A 17332-nucleotide genomic window follows, 5' to 3' on the forward strand; every position below is an offset into this window, starting at 1 on the left:
TAAAACCTCACCTAATCCGACGCCAGCGCCACTACCGGGTCGAGACGGGCAGCTTTGCGCGCGGGGAAATAACCGAACACCAGGCCGGTAACAAAAGCGCAGCCAAAAGCCAGAAAGACCGGAGCCAGCGAATATTGAATCGGCGTGTCAAAAATCGCAATGATGGCGGCGGTGCCGAGACCGGCGATGACGCCGATGACACCTCCCAGCGCCGTAACCACCAGGGCCTCAATCAGAAACTGCTGTTGAATGTTACGCATCCGCGCTCCGGTGGCCATGCGGATGCCGATTTCCCTGGTCCGTTCGGTGACACTGACGAGCATGATATTCATCACCCCAATGCCGCCGACCAAAAGTGAGATGGCCGCAATAGAACCGAGCAGAATGGTCAGGGTATTCTGGGTTTCGGTGATACTGTCGATGATCGAGGCCATGTTGCGGATCTGGAAATCCTCGATACCGCCGTGACGCAGCAGCAGCAGTTGTTGCAGCTGCTCCTGGGTTTCATCGACGCGCGCGACATCTTCGACGGCAACGGTAATGTTGCGCAGATGACGCTGGCCGGTCAGGCGCAGGCTACCGGTGGTGTAGGGGACGAAGACCACGTCATCCTGATCGCTACCCCCCATGCCGGCGCCCATGGGGGCCATGGTACCGATGATCTGAAAAGGGATATTGTTGATCAGCAGGTACTTGCCCAGCGGCTCGCTGACGGGGAACAGGGCGCGGGCGACGGTCTGGCCGAGAACCGCAACGGTGGCGTAATTGCGCTCATCAGCTGCAGTAAAAAAGGTGCCACTGGCCGGCTTCCAGTTGCGGGCGATAACAAAATCACTGGAGGTGCTGTTGAGGCTGGTCCGATGATCAAATTCTCCGGCTCGCACGGTGATCGCGCTGCTTTGTTCCGGGATGGCGGCCAGAACATTGGGGAGATCGCGGGCAGCTGCGGCGTCTTCCGGTACCAGGGTGGCGACACCGCTGAATCCGCGCAGGTTGGGAGCGCCGGGCCGGACCATCAGCAGATTACTGCCGAGGACGCTGATTCGATCCACCACTGCCTGTTTGGCGCCGTCACCAATGGCAAGCATGGTGATGACCGAGGCTACGCCAATGACAATCCCGAGCAGGGTCAGAATCGTGCGGAAAATATTGCTGCGCAAAGAACGAACAGCAGTCCGGGTGGCTTCGAACAATTCTGCCGGATAGGAATTCACCACCGGCGGATGCGCTGGTTCAAAGGGCTCGGCGACAGTCGGGGTTGAGCCGGTAGTGGCGACAATCAGGCCGTCGCGGATCTCGATAATGCGGTCGGCATGGTCGGCAACCTCCTGTTCATGGGTAATCAGAATCACCGTGTGACCACGGTGTGCCAGGTCGCTCAGCAGCTTCATCACTTCGGCGCCACTGTGGCTGTCCAGCGCTCCCGTCGGTTCATCGGCCAGGATAATGCGCCCGCCGTTCATCAGTGCCCGGGCGATGGATACCCGCTGCTGTTGCCCACCTGACAGCTGGGTCGGTCGGTAGGTGAGGCGCTCAGCCAGCCCCAGGCCGGTCAGCAATTCGGTTGCCCGAGCCCGCCGCAGCGCATGGGGGACCCCGGCATAAATCGAGGGGACCTCGGTATTCTCCAGCGCAGTGGCAGTAGCAATCAGGTGGTAGCTCTGAAATACAAAGCCGAATTCTTCACGGCGCAGACGTGCCAGCTCGTCTTTTCCCAGCATCGCAACATTCTGCCCCTTGAACAGGTAATCCCCGCTAGACGGTCGATCCAGGCAGCCGAGCAGGTTCATCAGAGTGGTTTTACCGGAACCGGAGGCGCCCATGATGGCGATAAACTCGCCCGGATAGATCTGCAGATCAATACCATGCAGCACCTTGGTCGCCAGTTCACCACGGTAGTAGGTTTTGGTGACGTTGCGCAGTTCAATCAAGGGTTGATTCATGGCCACCATCAACGCATCCGCATGCCCATGGGTGGCCGCGCCTGGCTGCCACTGCCGCCTGCCACTGAGGAGACGACCTCGTCACCTTCGCTGAGCCCTTCCAGAATCTCAATCTGAATGCGGTTACTGATGCCGACCCTGATCGGGCGCTGCACCAGGTTGCCGCTGTGATCAAGCACCATCACTGTTGCCGGGGTGCCGTCGGCATCCGTGGATGATTGGGGAACGCGTTGTTCAGTCAGCACAGAAATCGGCAGCAGCAGGGTGTTTTCAGCGGCAGCGATGACAAAAAATACCTGGGCGGTCATTTGTGGCAACAGGTTGCGGTTGCTGTTGTCGACGTCAAAGAGAGCGCTGTAAAGTACTACATTATTTTCTACTGTCGGGGTTGGTTCAATCCGGTAGAGGGTGCCGTACCAGCGCTGGTTGCGACCGCCAAGGGTGGTAAAGTAGGCCTCCATACCGACCTGCAAGCGGGCGATATCAGCCTCGGAGACCCGGGTCCTGACGGTCATGGTCGCCAGGTCGGCAATCTGCATCAACACCGGCGCCTGCTGGCTGGCATTGATCGTCTGCCCCTGACGGGCGCTGATGGAAACTACCGTACCATCCATCGGCGCATAAATCTGTGCATAGCTTAAGTTGGCCTCGTCAGCGCGCAGACTGGACTCATTCTGCTCGATCTGCGCCATCAGCATCTCGATTTGTGCTTTAGCCGACTGATATGCGGCAGCAGCGTTCTGAGCGTTTTCTTCCGTGGTGGCTTGCACGGCGAGGAGGTTCTGCTGGCGCTGGTGCTGGATCCGGGCCAGCTCGAGCTGTGCCTGGCGATCATTGAGCAGCGCGCGCTGATAACGCAACTGGGCGCGGCTGGCATCAACCTTGGCCATAAACAGGGTCGGATCGATCTCGGCCAGCAGGTCGCCGCTTTTCACCTGATCACCGACCTCAACGTGAATCCGGTCCAGCTGCCCGGATACCTGGGCACCGACATCGACATAATCCCGTGGTTGCAGAACTCCGGTAGCGGTGACCAGATCTTCGATTGAACCGCGTTGGACGGTTGCAAGGGTGGGCGGAGCAGGGTTCTCCTTCTGCGTAGCCAGATAGTACCAGCCACCAGCGACGGCGCTGATCAGCAACAGGATGCCGATGGCAGGCAGCAGAACTCTGCCCTGCTGATTGAACCCGGGAATTCGCATGAGGGTGAAAATCCTTGTTGCAGTTAAAAAACCCTAGATATCATTGTCAGCATAGCGCCAATGACAACTTCACACTATAGCGAATTTCCGGGTTGGTGTGTGTGCATTTGTGCAGGATCACATTCGCGGCAGAGTATCACTTCGATGACCGGATGGTGGATCTGGGGCATGTCGTCGAGACTGTTCTTGTAGTCTTCCGGTGTCGCCTCGCCGTGGCAAACCACGCCTGCTACCAGAATCCAGCTGTTCTGACCAACTGACCACAGGTGCAGGTCGACAACCTCGCTGTCAGGGACCGCTTCCAGCCGTCTTCGTACCTGATCGCGCATAGCTTCTGGTGCTTCCGCATCCAGCAGGATCGCACCGGTCTGGCGCAGCAGCCCGAGCGCCCAGCGCAGAATCACCACCGAGGCCACCAGGGCGATGAGGGGGTCCAGCCAGTTCCAGCCCCAGGCCCAGGCGGCAATCAAGCCGAGGATCGCAGCGACCGAGGTAACCGCGTCGGCAATTACGTGAACCAGGGCGGCGCGCAGATTGTGATCGTGATGCTGATGATCGTGGTCATGGCCGTGATCGTGGTGATGGTTGCTACTCCCCGCCAGCAGCCAGGCACACAGCAGGTTGATGATCAGGCCGATGACCGCCACCAGCAGTGCTTCGCGGGCAAGAAGAGCAGTGGGATTAAGCAGGCGCTCGATCGACTCATATACCAGCCAGATCACCGACAGCCCAAGCAGCAGGGCGCTGGTGTAGGCCGCCAGGTCACCAATTTTGCCGCTGCCAAGACTCAAACGGCGATTTTTGGCGTGGTGACGGGTCAGATAGTAGGCTCCGGCCGCCAGTCCCAGAGCAACGGTATGTCCCCCCATGTGGACCCCGTCAGCCAGCAACGCCATGGAACCGGTTAACCAGCCGCCGAGAATCTCAGCGATCATGGTCACCAGGGTCAGTATTGTGGCAATCAGGGTGCGGCGTTCGGCTTTACTCTTTTTACCGTGACCGAAATCATGGCGATAGCAGATTTGCCCGGCGATGCAGTTGGTGTTGCCTGGTAGTGGTGCGGACATGGTCAAAATCTCGCAGGTTCATGGTTGAAATTACCATAGCAGCGTGGCACATGGGGTTGACCGGGTCAATGTCGCAGACTGTTTATTTTGATCATCAATATCATTTTCTTTTTCTTTTGTGACATATGTCACAGATTTACGGATTGAGCGCAGCTATATTGCCACCTGTTAAAAATGTCAGCCCGATCATATTTTGTGTACCTGACGCACTCAAGCAATAGCGGTTCACGACAGGGGCTTAACTGCTGCTGATCACCATAAAGGATGAACATATGGAACATTCGCTCAGAAAATTACTGGTCAACCAGAAAGCCCGTATTACTGCGATTACTGCAACCGGCGAAACCAGTCGCCGGTTGCGTGATATGGGACTGGTTCCCGGAACTGAAATCAGGATCGTCGGCCGGGCGCCCCTGAAAGATCCTGTTGCCTTGCGGTTGCGCGATTTTACCCTGACCCTGCGCAACAATGAAGCCGATTGCGTTATGGTTGAGGCGATGGAGGAACGTCATGACTAATACCACCACAATAGCTCTAGCAGGCAATCCCAACTCCGGCAAAACGACCCTGTTCAATGCCCTTACCGGAGCACGTCAGCGGGTTGGAAATTATCCGGGCATTACGGTTGAACGCAAGGAAGGGTACCTCAATCAGAATGAGACCAGGGTCAAGGTTGTTGACCTCCCCGGCTGCTATTCACTGTCTTCCTATTCCCAGGAAGAACTGGTAGCGCGCCAGGTGATTATCGATGAACGCCCGGATATCGTTATCGACATTTTGGACGCGACCCGGCTGGAGCGGCACCTCTACCTGGCAGTGCAGTTTCTTGAAATCGGTATTCCGGTTGTTCTGGCGCTGAACATGATGGATGAAGCGAATAAACAAGGATTACGCATTGATGGCCGCAAATTGTCGTCTCTGTTGCAGTGTCCGGTCGTTGAAACCGTGGCACGTTCAGGCCAGGGCAAACAGGCAGCCATTCAGGCGGCGCTGGACCACCCACGGATGAAAAGTGGTGGCAGGTGGGAACCGCTGGAGCTCTCCTACGGATCTGATCTTGACCTGGCGTTGGCAGCGATGGTCGAAAAAATTGAAGATGCCGGTTTTTTGACCGATCGTTATCCGGCCCGCTGGACCGCTCTTAAGTATCTCGAGCGCGACGAAGAAATCCTGGTCGCCGGTCGCCGGCACGGCGGACTGGCACAGGAGCTCGAAGACATCGTAGAAAAAACCACTGAACACTGTCGGAAAACCCTCAATACCACTCCGGAAGGATTGATTGCTGATTATCGCTACGGACTGATCAGTTCAATTTTGCGTCAGGATGTTCTCATTCATCAGCCCTCTCACCACGAACGCATCGATCAGTCGACCCGCATCGACAGTGTGTTGACCAACCGTATGCTGGGGCCGATTATTATGCTGGGCATCCTTTATGGGATGTTCCAGATTACCTTTACCCTGGGTGAGATCCCGATGGGCTGGCTGGAAGGTTTCTTCGGCTGGCTTGGTGACCGTGTGACGGCCATTATCCCTGAGGGCCTGGTTCAGTCTCTGGTGGTTTCCGGTATCATTGACGGGGTCGGTGGGGTGATGGGTTTCGTGCCGTTGATCGCCGTCATGTTCCTGCTCATTTCTTTTCTGGAAGATTCCGGTTACATGGCGCGAGTGGCCTATATGCTGGACCGGGTGCTGCGGATTTTCGGTCTGCACGGCTGCTCGGCGATGCCTTTTATCATCTCCGGCGGCATCATGGGTGGCTGCGCGGTTCCCGGCGTCATGGCAACCCGCACTTTGCGCAGTCCCAAGGAAAAACTGGCCACCCTGATTACCGCACCATTCATGCCTTGCGGCGCTAAACTTCCGGTCTTTCTGTTGCTGATCGCGGCCTTCTTCAGTGACAACGAGGCCCAGATCATGTTCCTGATCACCCTGTTCGCCTGGATGATGGCGCTGCTGGTGTCGTGGTTTTTGCGTTCGACCCTGATCAGAGGAGAACCGACTCCTTTCGTCATGGAGTTGCCTCCTTATCGTCTGCCGACCCTGCAGGGCGTTCTGATCCATACCTGGGAGCGGGTCTGGCAATATATCAAAAAGGCCGGAACCATTATTCTTGCGGTGTCTATTTTGCTCTGGGCGGCGATGACCTTTCCCGGCCTGCCGGATGAAGCGGCCGATGGGTTTGCGCTTGAGCGCGAGGCGGCCATGACTGCTGTCCTCAACCAGGAAGAGCGCGACATGCAGATGATCGAGATTGACAATCGTCAAGCCCAGGCGACCTTGCAACATTCCCTGGCCGGCCGGGTCGGCAGCTTTTTTGAACCGATCAGCCTATGGGCCGGATTCGACTGGCGCACCAATATCGCGCTGGTGGGTGGCTTTGCCGCCAAAGAGGTGGTTGTTTCGACCCTCGGCACGGCTTACTCCCTGGGGGAAGTCGATCCCGAAGCAACCGGTTCCCTGACCAGCAAGATTGCCGCTGATCCGAGCTGGAGTCGGGCGACGGCCCTGTCGTTGATCGTCTTCGTGCTTATCTATGCCCCTTGCTTTGTCACCGTTGTCGCCATGGCGAAGGAATCGTCGTGGCGGTGGGCGATCTTTTCTACCATCTTTAATACCGCCCTGGGTTTTGCCCTTGCCGTTCTGGTGTTCCAGCTGAGCAGTCGCCTGCTGATATAAACTCCGGGATGGAGCTGAATAGTTGAGGAGATTTCACCATGTTAAGTTTTGATGCTCTGGTTGTACTGGTTATCGTGATTGCTGCTGCTGCTTATCTTTATCGTCAATTTTCCGCGACCAAAAAAGGATCCGGCTGCAACTGTGCTAACGGAGGAAACTGTTGCCAGAAAAAATAAGATAACATGATCCTCGGTGGCGTCGAGTCAGACTGCCGGTGACAACATCCTGCTGCTTTTGCGGCCAGGGGATAGCGGATTGTCCGCCGAAAACCTTTGCAATAATAGAAGGTTTACTGTACTTTTGAAAGACATAATCAAAATGCATAAGAGTTGAATCTTCATCTGGTCGGCTACATATGCAAGTTGTTAGCGATGAAGTTCAGGCACTACTTTAGGGGTTTAATGAAAATGAACATCAAAAACGTTAAAGGTGTTGCTACCATGACACCTGACGGTTCAGCATCGTTGATTGCTCAGCATGGGTCTTGCTGCCTCAAAACCGCAGTGTCACAACGGGAGTTAACCTGGGTCGATCTGATTAACTGTTACCCGTCGCCGCGCGAATGTCTTGCCGTTTTTATTGTCAGCAGCGCCGCCGAGGTAATTGCCGGAGTCAAGCCTGCTAATCTGATTCGCATCATTAAGCGTACCCTGCCCTGTGGTCGCTGTATGCACCACCTCTGGCATAAACACAGTGAGCAAGTGCTGGAAGGGGCGTCAATCCGGGTGGTCACCCTGCGCTCTGATCAGGATGGGGTCTCCCTGTTATTCTACCACCCTGAGCTACTGGCGAAACGTCTTTCCGGTCGGACCATGCAATCGTTTCTGGCGGGGTGTGGTTATCCGCAGCCTTTGACCCTTGATACCGCGCTGGCGCATTTACAGCAGCTATGTCAAATCAAGGAATCTCCCGATGAAATCGGCATGTTTCTCGGTTATCCGGTTAAAGATGTCAGAGGCTTTATTGCCGGTAAGGGTCGCCCCTGGTCGGGGCGTTGCCTCTGGCGGGTTTATGGCCCGCCGCAGCGCAGTTTGCGGCTCTATCAGCGTTTTAGCGCAGAACGTCAGGCCATCAATCGGCGGATGATGGCCGGAGTGGCTGACGATGGTCCGGCTGCGCTGCTGCTTGCTTCATGAAAACACCTGTTAAATATCTGGCGTGCTTGCGCCGTGCTCCCTTATTAGAGGGGTTGGGTGACGATTTTTGTCAACAGATCGCTGACGCCGCCCGCAGCCGGGATTACAAAAAACGTTTGGGACGCATCGATACCGATGAGCTGTCAACCCGCCTGCATTTTGTTATGAGCGGAGAAATGCATCTGTTGCGAATCTCTCCTGATGGTCAGGAGTGTCTGATCCAGCGTTATGTGACAGGCGATTTCTTTTGTCTGTCATCTCTTCTCAGCGGTCGTTACTGCAACAGCTTTGTTGTCAGCGTCGTTAGTTCCCATATTTTATTCTGGTCGCAGGAGTGGTTTCGTTGTCTGCTGCAGAGCGATGCCCGTTTCTACGGCAACCTGCTCAAGCAGATGGCGCAGCAGGTTGAACAGGAACGAAGCCTGCGCACCTTGTCGCGTTGTGCCGGTAGCGACAGTAAACTGGCGGCTTATTTGTTACACAAACTCGATAACGCCCACTGCTGCATTCAGCACAAATCCTTGGTGGTGGATCTCCGCCCCATCGGCCTGACCGCCCAGGAGCTGGGACTGGCGCGCGAAACCCTATCGCGTAGTCTGAAACGGCTGGTACGGATGGATGGGATCAGCTACCAGCGTGGCCAGATACATATTGCTGATCCCGGTTTGCTGGAGCATTTTCTTGAAGAATCGACTTGCTGTCGCCATGATTTCGCAGAAGAGGCGTGTAGGTTAGAGGCAAGGCGCTGTTAATGTTTTAAGTTTTTTTTAGCTTTTATTGATAATGAATGTCATGTCTCTGAAAGTATTTTGCCGAACAATATAATGTTAAAATTCTGATTTTAACTACAAGGAGATTAAAAAATGAGATTGATTGCCTTTTATGTTTCTGTTGTTTCTGTTTGTCTGGTGGTATTGACAGGAATGGCACAGGCTACGGAACTGACCGTTTATTCCGGTCGTGGTGAAAGTTTTGTCAAGCCGATTATCGAGCAGTTTCAGCGCGATACCGGGATCAAGGTCAATGTGCGTTACGGTGATACCGCCCAGTTGGCGGTGTTGATTCAGGAAGAGGGGCAACGTTCGCCTGCCGATCTGTTCTGGGGCCAGGATGCCGGGGCCATGGGTGCCCTCGCTAATGCCGGGATGCTCGTTACCTTGCCGCAAGCTGTTTACGCCGGCCTGCCCGATATTTATACCAGTACGACCGGGCAGTGGGTTGCCACCAGTGGCCGTGCTCGCGTCGTGGCCTATTCGAGTACCAGGGTGAAGCCGGAGGAGTTGCCGCAAAGCGTCTTTGATCTGACTCAAGCAGAATACCGGGGACGGGTGGCGATACCCCCGACCAACGGCAGCTTTCAGGCGTTTGTAACAGCCATGCGGGTTCTGCATGGCGATGCCCGTACCCTTGAATGGCTCGAAGGACTCAAGGCTAATGAGCCGAAAATTTTCCGTAATAATACCACTTCCGTGGCCGGTATTGCCGATGGTGAGGCAGATTTTGCCCTGGTAAATAACTACTATCTGCCGCGTTTCACCGCTACCGACAAGGATTATCCCGTGGCCCAGACGTTTTTTGCAGATGGGGACGTCGGAAACCTCGTCAATGTCGCCGGTATTGCGGTGCTTAAGTCAAGCAAACAACAGGATGCTGCAGTTCAGCTGGTACGTTTCTTATTATCTCCGGCAACACAACAATATTTCACGACGGTTGTTAATGAATATGCTGTTACCTCCAACGTCATCAGCAACCCTGACTTGACCGATACCAGGGTGGTGCTGCAGGCTGCACCAAAGATCAACCTTGATCAGCTTGCCGATCTTGAGGGGACGCTCAATCTCTTGCGTAAAAGCGGGCACTTGTAGACAGAGGTATCCGGAGTGCATATATCGTTGCACTCTGAACATCTGTATCGTCAGTTATTCTGTTCAGCCCCGGATCTTCGGCTCCTATGTCAAGGAACGCGATTGTTTCCCGTTGGGTCATCCCTGACCGCTTGTTGTCGCCGTCCATGGCGACAAACACCCTTGCCACAGGAGCCCCGACCCTGTGTAAGGACGGTGGTGAATAGTTATCTTCTTTAATGGCAGGACATTCCGTCAGGGGGTGTCCTGCCGATGCGTGACAGGATACAATTAAGCGATGCAACATCGAAAGGGACTGATGCGAAAATGGATATTCGGAAGCGGACGTAAGGCACCTCCAAGTTTACTGTGGCCGGCACTGATTGTTGCTGCTGCCATGCTTGTGCCTTTAGTCTACCTTTTTGCCCGAGCCATGCAGGCGGAACCTCAGCAGTTGGTCACCCTGGTGTTCAGCGGCCGCAACCTGGAGTTGCTGATCAATACCCTGTTGCTGACCGGCGGTGTGCTTGCCATAGGAACTTTCCTGTCTTTCCCCTTGGCCTGGCTGGTAACCCGCACCACTCTGCCGTGGCGCCGCCTGGTCACTGTACTGGCGGTGGTCCCTCTCGCCATCCCCGGTTATGTCATGGCCTATGCCCTGATGGGGATCGGTGGTCGTTACGGTGTGGCCGCCCGCCTTTTTGATGTGCAGATTCCCAATATTCAGGGTTATTGGGGTGCGGTTGTTGCCCTGGCGTTGTATACCTATCCGTATTTATTCCTTAATCTGCGCGCGGCACTGCTCGGGCTTGACAGCAGTCTGGAGGAAAGCGCCAGAAGTCTCGGGTATTCCAATACCCAGATTATCCGTAAAGTCATTTTCCCCCATTTGCTACCGGGATTGCTGGCCGGTTATCTGGTCGTCGGGCTTTATGTCATGGGAGATTTTGGCGCCATTGCCCTGATGCGTTACGAGGCCTTCAGTTTTGCTATTTATAATCAATACGCAGGAGCTTTCGATCGTATTTATGCCGCCTGGTTATCGATCATGCTGCTGGCATTGGCCTTGAGCTTTGTCGTCATGGAAATTTTTGTTTTGCGTCGCCGGCGACTGGCGAGTGTCGGTAGCGGCTCCATCCGTCCGGTTAAGCCCGGTAGGCTGAAAAAAACCCTGCCGCTGGCCATTATTTACCTGCTTATTGTTCTTGGTTCTTCGGTGTTGTTGCCGGTATTGATGCTGGCCTACTGGCTGGTGTTGGCGCCTCCGGATATCAGTGTTTTTCTACAGGTGCCCTGGACCTTTGTCTCTTCGGCATCCGCCGCGTTGCCGGCGGCACTGCTGGCCGTTATTCTGGCTTTTCCCTTGTGTTATCTGGCGTCACGCTATCCATCCCCAGTGGTTGTCTGGGTGGAGCGCTCTGCTTACATAGGTTATGCTCTGCCACCCTTGACCCTGGCCCTGGCGATGGTCTTTTTTGCCTTGCAAACCGCCTTTTTTCTCTACCAGACGGTTGCGCTGCTGATTATCGCCTGGACCATCGCGACCCTGGTGCTGGCCATGGGGCCAATTCGCAGCGCTATTCTGCAGGCCCGTCCGAATCTCGAGGAGGCATCCTGGTCGTTGGGTTATGGGCCGATTGCAACCTTTTATTACGTCTTGTTTCCCCGCTTGCGGCGAGGGCTTATCGCCGGAATTGTTCTGGTTTTTCTGTTCTGCATGAAGGAACTGCCGATTACCCTGTTATTGTCACCGACCGGTTTTAATACCCTGGCGGTGTCCGTATTTAGTCGCACGGTAGAAGGGATGATGGCTGAAGCAGCGCCCTTTGCTGCCGCTATTGTTCTTTTTTCGGGAATTTCCGTGGGGATGATCCTGCGCAGGGAGAAAGCCTTATGAAGATGCCACCCGGCAACATAGCTAACAACCAGCGCTTCGAACAGATTCGTGTCAGTGGCTTGACCAAAAGTTTTGGCAGTGGGGATCCGGTGGTTGATAATCTTTCCTTCACCTTGCATCAGGGAAATATCCTGGCGCTGCTGGGACCAAGCGGTTGCGGCAAGACCACTACCTTGCGCATGATTGCGGGATTTGAGACGCCCGATGCCGGTGAGATCTATCTGCATGGCCGCAAGGTAACCACCCTGGCCCCGCAAAAACGTAAAATCGGCATTGTTTTTCAGGATTACGCTCTTTTCCCTCATATGCAGGTGGCGGATAATATTATGTTCGGTATGCGTTTAATTCCTGTCAGGGAGCGACCGGGCCGTCTCGGCAAATGGCTTGATCTGATGGCGCTGCAGGGACTGGAAAAGCGCTATCCTCATCAGCTTTCCGGTGGCCAGCAGCAACGGGTTGCCCTTGCCCGGACCCTTGCTGCGGAGCCCGATCTGTTGTTGTTGGACGAGCCATTTTCCAATCTCGATGCGGCATTGCGTAATACCACCCGCAACGAGATGCGTCAGCTCATCAAGGAGACCGGTGTTACCGTTATTCTGGTGACCCATGATCAGGCCGAAGCCCTGACCTTTGCCGACCAGGTCGGCATGATGTCGGCAGGACAACTGTGTCAGCTTGACACCCCCGAAAAAATCTACCAGCAGCCGGAAAATGCCTTGGTGGCGGAATTCCTCGGTCACACCAATCTGTTGCAGGCGCAGCTGGACGGCAATGTTGCGACAACCCCGCTGGGCACCATGACCACCACGGTCACCAAAACGGGAACCTTCTGGGTATCGGTGCGCCCGGAACATCTGGAGATCGTCAGTGACCCTGCCGGACAAGGGCGGATTACCAATCGTGAATTTCGGGGGTCCGACTGTTTCTACGAAGTGGAATTTCGTGGTCAGATCTACAAGGTGCTGTCTCCCTTCTATTGCACCCTCAACCTTGGCGAACCTGTGAGTTTGCGGATTGTCCACCCGGGAGTGGTGCTGAAAGATGATCCCACCTGTTCCCGTTGCCCTGTGGTAAACTGTTCCCACTGATGAGATGATGCTTTGGAAAAGGAGTATGAATAATGAAAATAGGCGTATTTTATGGCAGTACCACCGGCAAAACGGCAGCAGTGGCCGGGCAACTGGCGCAATTGATCAGTACGGCAAAACTATATCCGGTGGCGCAAGCCACCCGGGCCGATTTTGAATCCTGTGACCTGTTGATCCTGGGTTCGTCAAGCTGGTGCGATGAGCAGGATCGCCTGCAGGATGACTGGAATGATGCCTTTGCGTGTTTGCGTGAGGCCAACCTCAAGGGCAAAAAGGTGGCGTTGTTCGGTATCGGTGATCAGGTTGGTTATCCTGATGCTTTTGTTGATGCGATCAGGGTCCTGCACGATGTGGCAAAAGCTGCCGGTGCGGAGATTATCGGCAAATGGCCCGACGAGGATTATGACTACCATCAATCAGCAGCTATCGAAGGGGATTTCTTTCTCGGGTTGCCCCTTGATGTGACCAACCAGCCGGAGTTGACGGAGTCACGTCTGGAAAGCTGGGTAGCACAATTAGTGCGTGAAACGAACGAATAATGTATCTGTTCAGCGCCGGACCTTTGGATCCTGTGTCAAGGGACGCGATGGTTTCCGGTTGCGTCATCCGTGACCGCTTGTTATCGCCGTCCATGGAGACAACCACCCTTGTCACAGGAACCCTGATCCTGCCCAGGGACAATGCTGAATAGTTCCTAAAGAATGATATTTGGAAAGATTGTCTGCTAATGATCGGGGTGCTGGAGCCAGTGGGCAAGCTCACGCTCAACCTGCTCGCCATCGCCGAGGTTGAGCTCCAACAGGCGGCGCAGGTGGGCCAGCGACTCGTCATCGGCGTCGCTAAAAAGGAAACCGTACTGATTCTGATCACGATGAATCAGCTTGATCCCAAAGGTCAGTTTCAGTTCTGAGTTGGCCAGTTCAATTTCCACCTGGGCGTGCGCGCCAATCGCTATCGGCACCTCATCATCGATCTGCAGCAGGGCTCCGCGCAGGGCGAGATCGACCAACTCACAGGGAATTATCTCCTGAGCCCAATGGATCGTTGCAATGGTATGGAACGGAATGCGGCGGTAGTTGCGCAATTCGGTCATGGGCCCGGCTCCTTTATAGGGTGCTGAAAGTCAAGATTCATATCGGACGAGTAAAAAGAAAAACAACCCTTTTTCTTTTTAGCCTGGTACATGGCGATATCAGCGAAGCGGATGAGGTTGTCGCTGTCACAGGCTTCTTTTGGACAAAGACTGATGCCGATGCTCGCCGACAGAGAAAGTTGCCGCCCGGCAAGATGGAAGGGTTTGTTCAGGCATGTGAGGATTTTTTCGGCAATCACCGCAACCCGTTCAAGATTGGTAATCTCAGTCAGCATAACCACGAACTCATCTCCACCCAGGCGCGCGACGGTATCCGTATCGCGTACGGTTTCCGTCAGTCGGGATGCCGCCTCGCAGAGAAGTTCGTCACCGACGCTGTGGCCAAGGGTATCGTTGATGACCTTGAATCCATCCAGATCAAGTAGTAACAGGGCCACAGCTTTGCTGTTGCGCTGCGCCTGATGGGCAGCCTGAGTGATGCGGTCCTTGAGCAATGAGCGGTTCACCAGGCCCGTCAGGGCATCGTGGGTGGCTTGATGTTGGAGTTGTTGCTCGTAAGCCTTGTGCGCACTGATGTCTTCTCTGATGCTGATATAGTTGCAGATTTCTCCCTGTCTGTCGCGCAGGGGGGAGATCAGAACGCGTTCCCAATAGTTGCTGCCGTTTTTGCGTATATTGTGTACCTCTCCGTGCCAGTCTTCTCCCGCTTCAAGTTGCTGCCAGAGCTGTCGGTACTCGTTTTCCTTCATACCGTTGAGCTGAAAGGTTTGAAAATTGGTACCGATGACTTCGCCGGCGGCGTAACCGGTCACCTTTGAAAAAAACGGGTTGACGTATTCGATCACTCCGTTCAGGTCGGTAATAATGACCATAGCGGGACTCTGCTCAACCACCTGGCTGAGCTTATTCAGCTGGGTCTCGTTTCTCTTGCGCTCGGTGATGTCGATATCAATGCAGTAAAATTCCGGTGCTTCGCCCGGTTCAGCAAGAACGGCATGGCTGGTAAAAACCATCACATCAGAACCGTCTTTGCGTTTGAGCTGATACTCCTGCGACGGGGCAGGTTCGCCGCTTTGGCTCATTTCATCAATGTTGCGCCGCATTTCAGCGGTCATATCGGCAGGAATGATCAGGTCACACAGCTTCCGGCCCAGAGCCTCGGCTGCCGAATAGCCGTAAAGGTCCTCGGAGGCGCGATTCCAGTAGTGTACGGTGCCATCGACACTGTACCCCTGAACCGCCACCGTGCGAATGTCCTGCAGCAGAGTGCGAAAACGCCGCTCGCTTTCCCGCAAGGCATTAATGGCCCGCTGATGCTCCTGCTGAAGGCGCCATTCACGCAAGCAACGTTCGATGGTACGGGGCATGTCTTCAAATGCTTGAGGGCTTTTTACCAGATAATCGATGGCACCATTCTTCAGGGCTTCGACCGCCAGTGTTTCACTGCCTGAGGAAGTCATGATTAACACCGGGAAGGTGTTGGTCACGGCAATCTGTTCGAGAAAAGCCATCGTGGAGCCATCCGGCAGGTTCAGGTCAAGGAGTACGATGTCGGGACGTTGTCGGGCAATTTCTTCACGGCAGGTCAGGAGATTTGTCGCAATGGATACTGTTATCGCGTCCTTGTTGCCGGGCAGGGACCGCCGGATCAGTGCGATATGGGATGGCTCATCATCGACGATGAGAATATGCGTGGTGGTTGTCGTCATCAGGATCAGGAGTTAGTCAGGGTTGCTGCTTTCCAGATTGCAGTTCCACATCAACCAGTAAAAACCAACGGTCTCCATCATGCGGGTAAATTGACCAAAGTCCACAGGCTTGATCAGGTAGCTGTTGGCGTGGGCAGCATAGGCTTTGGCCATGTCGGTTTCAGCCGATGAGGTGGTAAGAATCACTGTCGGGATACCTGCCATACCTGGATCACTTTTGATCCGGCGCAACACTTCAAGGCCATCCATCCGCGGCATACGCAGATCCAGCAGAATCAGCCCCGGACGCGGGGCGACGTCAGGGTCGGTGAAACGTTCACGGCGGTAGAGATAATCGAGAGCCTGCTGGCCGTCACTGACATGCTCCATGCGGTTGGCGACACGCGAGGTGCGCAAGGTGCGCCGGATGATCTCGGCGTGGGCCGTATCATCTTCGGCCAGCAGAATAACGATCGGATCACCTTTGTTCATCATTCTCCTCGTGGAGCATCGGTGCCTTGGGCAGTGAAGTAGCAGTAACAGCCTTTAGGTTTTCTCTGTGATTCGAACCATACCTTACTCCGATAGGGTTCAACAATCTTTTTTCTGCTTAACCGGCCAGTTCGTCAAGCCGTTGAATGATCGGGAGGTGCTGGGTACAGCGCTCTTCACAGGCACCACAACGGATGCAGTTGGCCGCCAGTCGGCGGTCGATATTCCAATGAAGGCGGAAACGATCAGTTACGTTTGTGTCGTCCCCGCCTGTGAGAATCAGCTGGTTGTAGGCATCGAGAAATTTAGGGATAGGAATGTCCACCGGGCAAGGAAGGCAGTAGCCACAACCGGTGCAGAGGCCGTTGAAGGCCTCGTGCAGGTGCGTCTCAATGTGCGCGCGCTCTGTCGTGGAATAAGGATGAAATTTTTCAACGGCGGTCACCGCTTCGTCAATTTCCGTGGTTGAGGTAAAGCCGACCAGGGCCGAGGTAATTGCCGGGTGCGAAAGATTGAAGCGCAACGCGGCGCTGACGACGCTCTCATCCGGTCGGCTGCGAAGAAAAGAAAAGCGTTGGGGATTGCGTGGGATCAGGCCGCCACCAAGCGGGTTCATGGTAATTACCCCCAGCCCCTGTTTGCCGGCATGTTCCACTGCGGTCTGACGGTAGGGAAAGTTGATGGCATTGTAGCCTAACAGCACGCCGGAAAAATAGCCGCCGGCAAGGACTTCAGCCAGGTCATCACCATTCATATGGGATGAACAAACCAGATTTTTGATCAGCCCTTCCTCTTTTGCCTGGAGTGCCGCCGCAACAGCCCCCTGGTCAAGGCGTCGGTGCCAGTCATCGCGATTGAGCAGATACCAGATGTAGAAGAAGTCGATGGAGTCCAGTTGCAGTAATTCAAGGCTCTGTTCGAGGCTGCGACGCAGCTCACTGCCGGAAGCGAGGAAGCATTTGGTGCCGACATGAAAACTTGCGCGCGGAAGATCTTTTAAGGCATGACCAAAAATTGTTTCACTGCGCTGGCCACAGTAGAGCGGAGCGGTATCAAAATAGTTGATTCCGCTATCCCAGGCGTAGCGTACCAGCTCGGCACTTGCTTCCAGGTTATCCGGTTCGGGGAAGCGCATGCCGCCGAAGCTGACGATGGAAAGTTCTGTGCCGGTCCGGCCAAAAGGGCGATAGAACATAACGGACG

16 protein-coding genes are annotated in these 17332 nt (G+C 54.9%); 9 read left to right on the forward strand and 7 right to left on the reverse strand.

Translation table 11 applies throughout. The annotated features are described in order from the left end of the window. Positions 1-11 precede the first annotated feature (11 nt). From AC1931_RS10330 to dmeF, 3 genes are all read right to left on the reverse strand, one after another. On the reverse strand, positions 12-1943 hold the full coding sequence (locus AC1931_RS10330) for a MacB family efflux pump subunit (protein ID WP_483877178.1): 1932 nt from the start codon (positions 1941-1943) through the stop codon (positions 12-14). 8 nt (positions 1944-1951) lie between these two features. Next, positions 1952-3145, reverse strand: a complete 1194-nt coding sequence (locus AC1931_RS10335; protein WP_483877179.1) for an efflux RND transporter periplasmic adaptor subunit — start codon at positions 3143-3145, stop codon at positions 1952-1954. 74 nt (positions 3146-3219) lie between these two features. Then, on the reverse strand, positions 3220-4212 hold the full coding sequence (gene dmeF / locus AC1931_RS10340; RefSeq protein WP_483877180.1) for a CDF family Co(II)/Ni(II) efflux transporter DmeF: 993 nt from the start codon (positions 4210-4212) through the stop codon (positions 3220-3222). A gap of 272 nt (positions 4213-4484) precedes the next feature. Here dmeF and AC1931_RS10345 point away from each other — a divergent pair, with 272 nt between their 5' ends. The 9 genes from AC1931_RS10345 to AC1931_RS10385 all read left to right on the forward strand — a co-directional run bounded on the left by AC1931_RS10345 (position 4485) and on the right by AC1931_RS10385 (position 13395). Further along, positions 4485-4730 carry a FeoA family protein gene (locus tag AC1931_RS10345; RefSeq protein WP_483877181.1) on the forward strand — a complete coding sequence of 82 codons (246 nt, stop codon included), beginning with the start codon at positions 4485-4487 and terminating at the stop codon, positions 4728-4730. Then, complete coding sequence (gene feoB / locus AC1931_RS10350; RefSeq protein WP_483877182.1) at positions 4723-6891, forward strand: ferrous iron transport protein B; 2169 nt, start codon at positions 4723-4725, stop codon at positions 6889-6891. The genes AC1931_RS10345 and feoB overlap by 8 nt, the downstream gene beginning before the upstream one ends. Before the next feature lie 38 nt (positions 6892-6929). Next, complete coding sequence (locus AC1931_RS10355) at positions 6930-7067, forward strand: FeoB-associated Cys-rich membrane protein (RefSeq protein ID WP_483877183.1); 138 nt, start codon at positions 6930-6932, stop codon at positions 7065-7067. A 231-nt stretch (positions 7068-7298) separates the two neighbouring features. Then, positions 7299-8027 (forward strand): DUF3793 family protein, encoded by a 729-nt coding sequence (locus AC1931_RS10360; RefSeq protein WP_483877184.1) that lies wholly within the window; start codon positions 7299-7301, stop codon positions 8025-8027. Next, positions 8024-8779 (forward strand): Crp/Fnr family transcriptional regulator, encoded by a 756-nt coding sequence (locus AC1931_RS10365; RefSeq protein ID WP_483877185.1) that lies wholly within the window; start codon positions 8024-8026, stop codon positions 8777-8779. The genes AC1931_RS10360 and AC1931_RS10365 overlap by 4 nt, the downstream gene beginning before the upstream one ends. A gap of 111 nt (positions 8780-8890) precedes the next feature. Then, positions 8891-9892, forward strand: a complete 1002-nt coding sequence (locus AC1931_RS10370) for an iron ABC transporter substrate-binding protein (RefSeq protein WP_483877186.1) — start codon at positions 8891-8893, stop codon at positions 9890-9892. A gap of 277 nt (positions 9893-10169) precedes the next feature. Beyond that, complete coding sequence (locus AC1931_RS10375; protein WP_483877187.1) at positions 10170-11768, forward strand: ABC transporter permease; 1599 nt, start codon at positions 10170-10172, stop codon at positions 11766-11768. After that, positions 11765-12856 carry an ABC transporter ATP-binding protein gene (locus tag AC1931_RS10380; RefSeq protein ID WP_483877188.1) on the forward strand — a complete coding sequence of 364 codons (1092 nt, stop codon included), beginning with the start codon at positions 11765-11767 and terminating at the stop codon, positions 12854-12856. Before AC1931_RS10375 ends, AC1931_RS10380 begins: the two co-directional genes overlap by 4 nt. A gap of 32 nt (positions 12857-12888) precedes the next feature. Further along, positions 12889-13395 (forward strand): flavodoxin, encoded by a 507-nt coding sequence (locus tag AC1931_RS10385; RefSeq protein WP_483877189.1) that lies wholly within the window; start codon positions 12889-12891, stop codon positions 13393-13395. Positions 13396-13580: 185 nt separating this feature from the next. Here AC1931_RS10385 and AC1931_RS10390 read toward each other — a convergent pair whose 3' ends face one another. The 4 genes from AC1931_RS10390 to AC1931_RS10405 all read right to left on the reverse strand — a co-directional run bounded on the left by AC1931_RS10390 (position 13581) and on the right by AC1931_RS10405 (position 17324). Next, positions 13581-13949: a PilZ domain-containing protein gene (locus AC1931_RS10390; RefSeq protein WP_483877190.1), complete on the reverse strand. Its 369-nt coding sequence runs from the start codon at positions 13947-13949 to the stop codon at positions 13581-13583. Continuing rightward, complete coding sequence (locus AC1931_RS10395; protein ID WP_483877191.1) at positions 13946-15658, reverse strand: diguanylate cyclase domain-containing protein; 1713 nt, start codon at positions 15656-15658, stop codon at positions 13946-13948. The genes AC1931_RS10390 and AC1931_RS10395 overlap by 4 nt, the downstream gene beginning before the upstream one ends. Before the next feature lie 12 nt (positions 15659-15670). Next, a complete protein-coding gene (locus tag AC1931_RS10400; protein ID WP_483877192.1) occupies positions 15671-16132 on the reverse strand; it encodes a response regulator in 462 nt (153 codons plus the stop codon). A 115-nt stretch (positions 16133-16247) separates the two neighbouring features. Further along, complete coding sequence (locus AC1931_RS10405) at positions 16248-17324, reverse strand: aldo/keto reductase (RefSeq protein WP_483877193.1); 1077 nt, start codon at positions 17322-17324, stop codon at positions 16248-16250. Positions 17325-17332: the final 8 nt, after the last annotated feature.

It is taken from the genome of Pelovirga sp. C15f, assembly GCF_057178085.1.

What these genes read in the sequence shown, in the direction of transcription:
- AC1931_RS10330 (WP_483877178.1), bottom strand. Translation starts at nt 1,943, where the DNA reads ATGAATCAACCCTTGATTGAACTGCGCAACGTCACCAAAACCTACTAC.
- AC1931_RS10335 (WP_483877179.1), bottom strand. Translation starts at nt 3,145, where the DNA reads ATGCGAATTCCCGGGTTCAATCAGCAGGGCAGAGTTCTGCTGCCTGCC.
- dmeF (WP_483877180.1), bottom strand. Translation starts at nt 4,212, where the DNA reads ATGTCCGCACCACTACCAGGCAACACCAACTGCATCGCCGGGCAAATC.
- AC1931_RS10345 (WP_483877181.1), top strand. Translation starts at nt 4,485, where the DNA reads ATGGAACATTCGCTCAGAAAATTACTGGTCAACCAGAAAGCCCGTATT.
- feoB (WP_483877182.1), top strand. Translation starts at nt 4,723, where the DNA reads ATGACTAATACCACCACAATAGCTCTAGCAGGCAATCCCAACTCCGGC.
- AC1931_RS10355 (WP_483877183.1), top strand. Translation starts at nt 6,930, where the DNA reads ATGTTAAGTTTTGATGCTCTGGTTGTACTGGTTATCGTGATTGCTGCT.
- AC1931_RS10360 (WP_483877184.1), top strand. Translation starts at nt 7,299, where the DNA reads ATGAACATCAAAAACGTTAAAGGTGTTGCTACCATGACACCTGACGGT.
- AC1931_RS10365 (WP_483877185.1), top strand. Translation starts at nt 8,024, where the DNA reads ATGAAAACACCTGTTAAATATCTGGCGTGCTTGCGCCGTGCTCCCTTA.
- AC1931_RS10370 (WP_483877186.1), top strand. Translation starts at nt 8,891, where the DNA reads ATGAGATTGATTGCCTTTTATGTTTCTGTTGTTTCTGTTTGTCTGGTG.
- AC1931_RS10375 (WP_483877187.1), top strand. Translation starts at nt 10,170, where the DNA reads ATGCAACATCGAAAGGGACTGATGCGAAAATGGATATTCGGAAGCGGA.
- AC1931_RS10380 (WP_483877188.1), top strand. Translation starts at nt 11,765, where the DNA reads ATGAAGATGCCACCCGGCAACATAGCTAACAACCAGCGCTTCGAACAG.
- AC1931_RS10385 (WP_483877189.1), top strand. Translation starts at nt 12,889, where the DNA reads ATGAAAATAGGCGTATTTTATGGCAGTACCACCGGCAAAACGGCAGCA.
- AC1931_RS10390 (WP_483877190.1), bottom strand. Translation starts at nt 13,949, where the DNA reads ATGACCGAATTGCGCAACTACCGCCGCATTCCGTTCCATACCATTGCA.
- AC1931_RS10395 (WP_483877191.1), bottom strand. Translation starts at nt 15,658, where the DNA reads ATGACGACAACCACCACGCATATTCTCATCGTCGATGATGAGCCATCC.
- AC1931_RS10400 (WP_483877192.1), bottom strand. Translation starts at nt 16,132, where the DNA reads ATGATGAACAAAGGTGATCCGATCGTTATTCTGCTGGCCGAAGATGAT.
- AC1931_RS10405 (WP_483877193.1), bottom strand. Translation starts at nt 17,324, where the DNA reads ATGTTCTATCGCCCTTTTGGCCGGACCGGCACAGAACTTTCCATCGTC.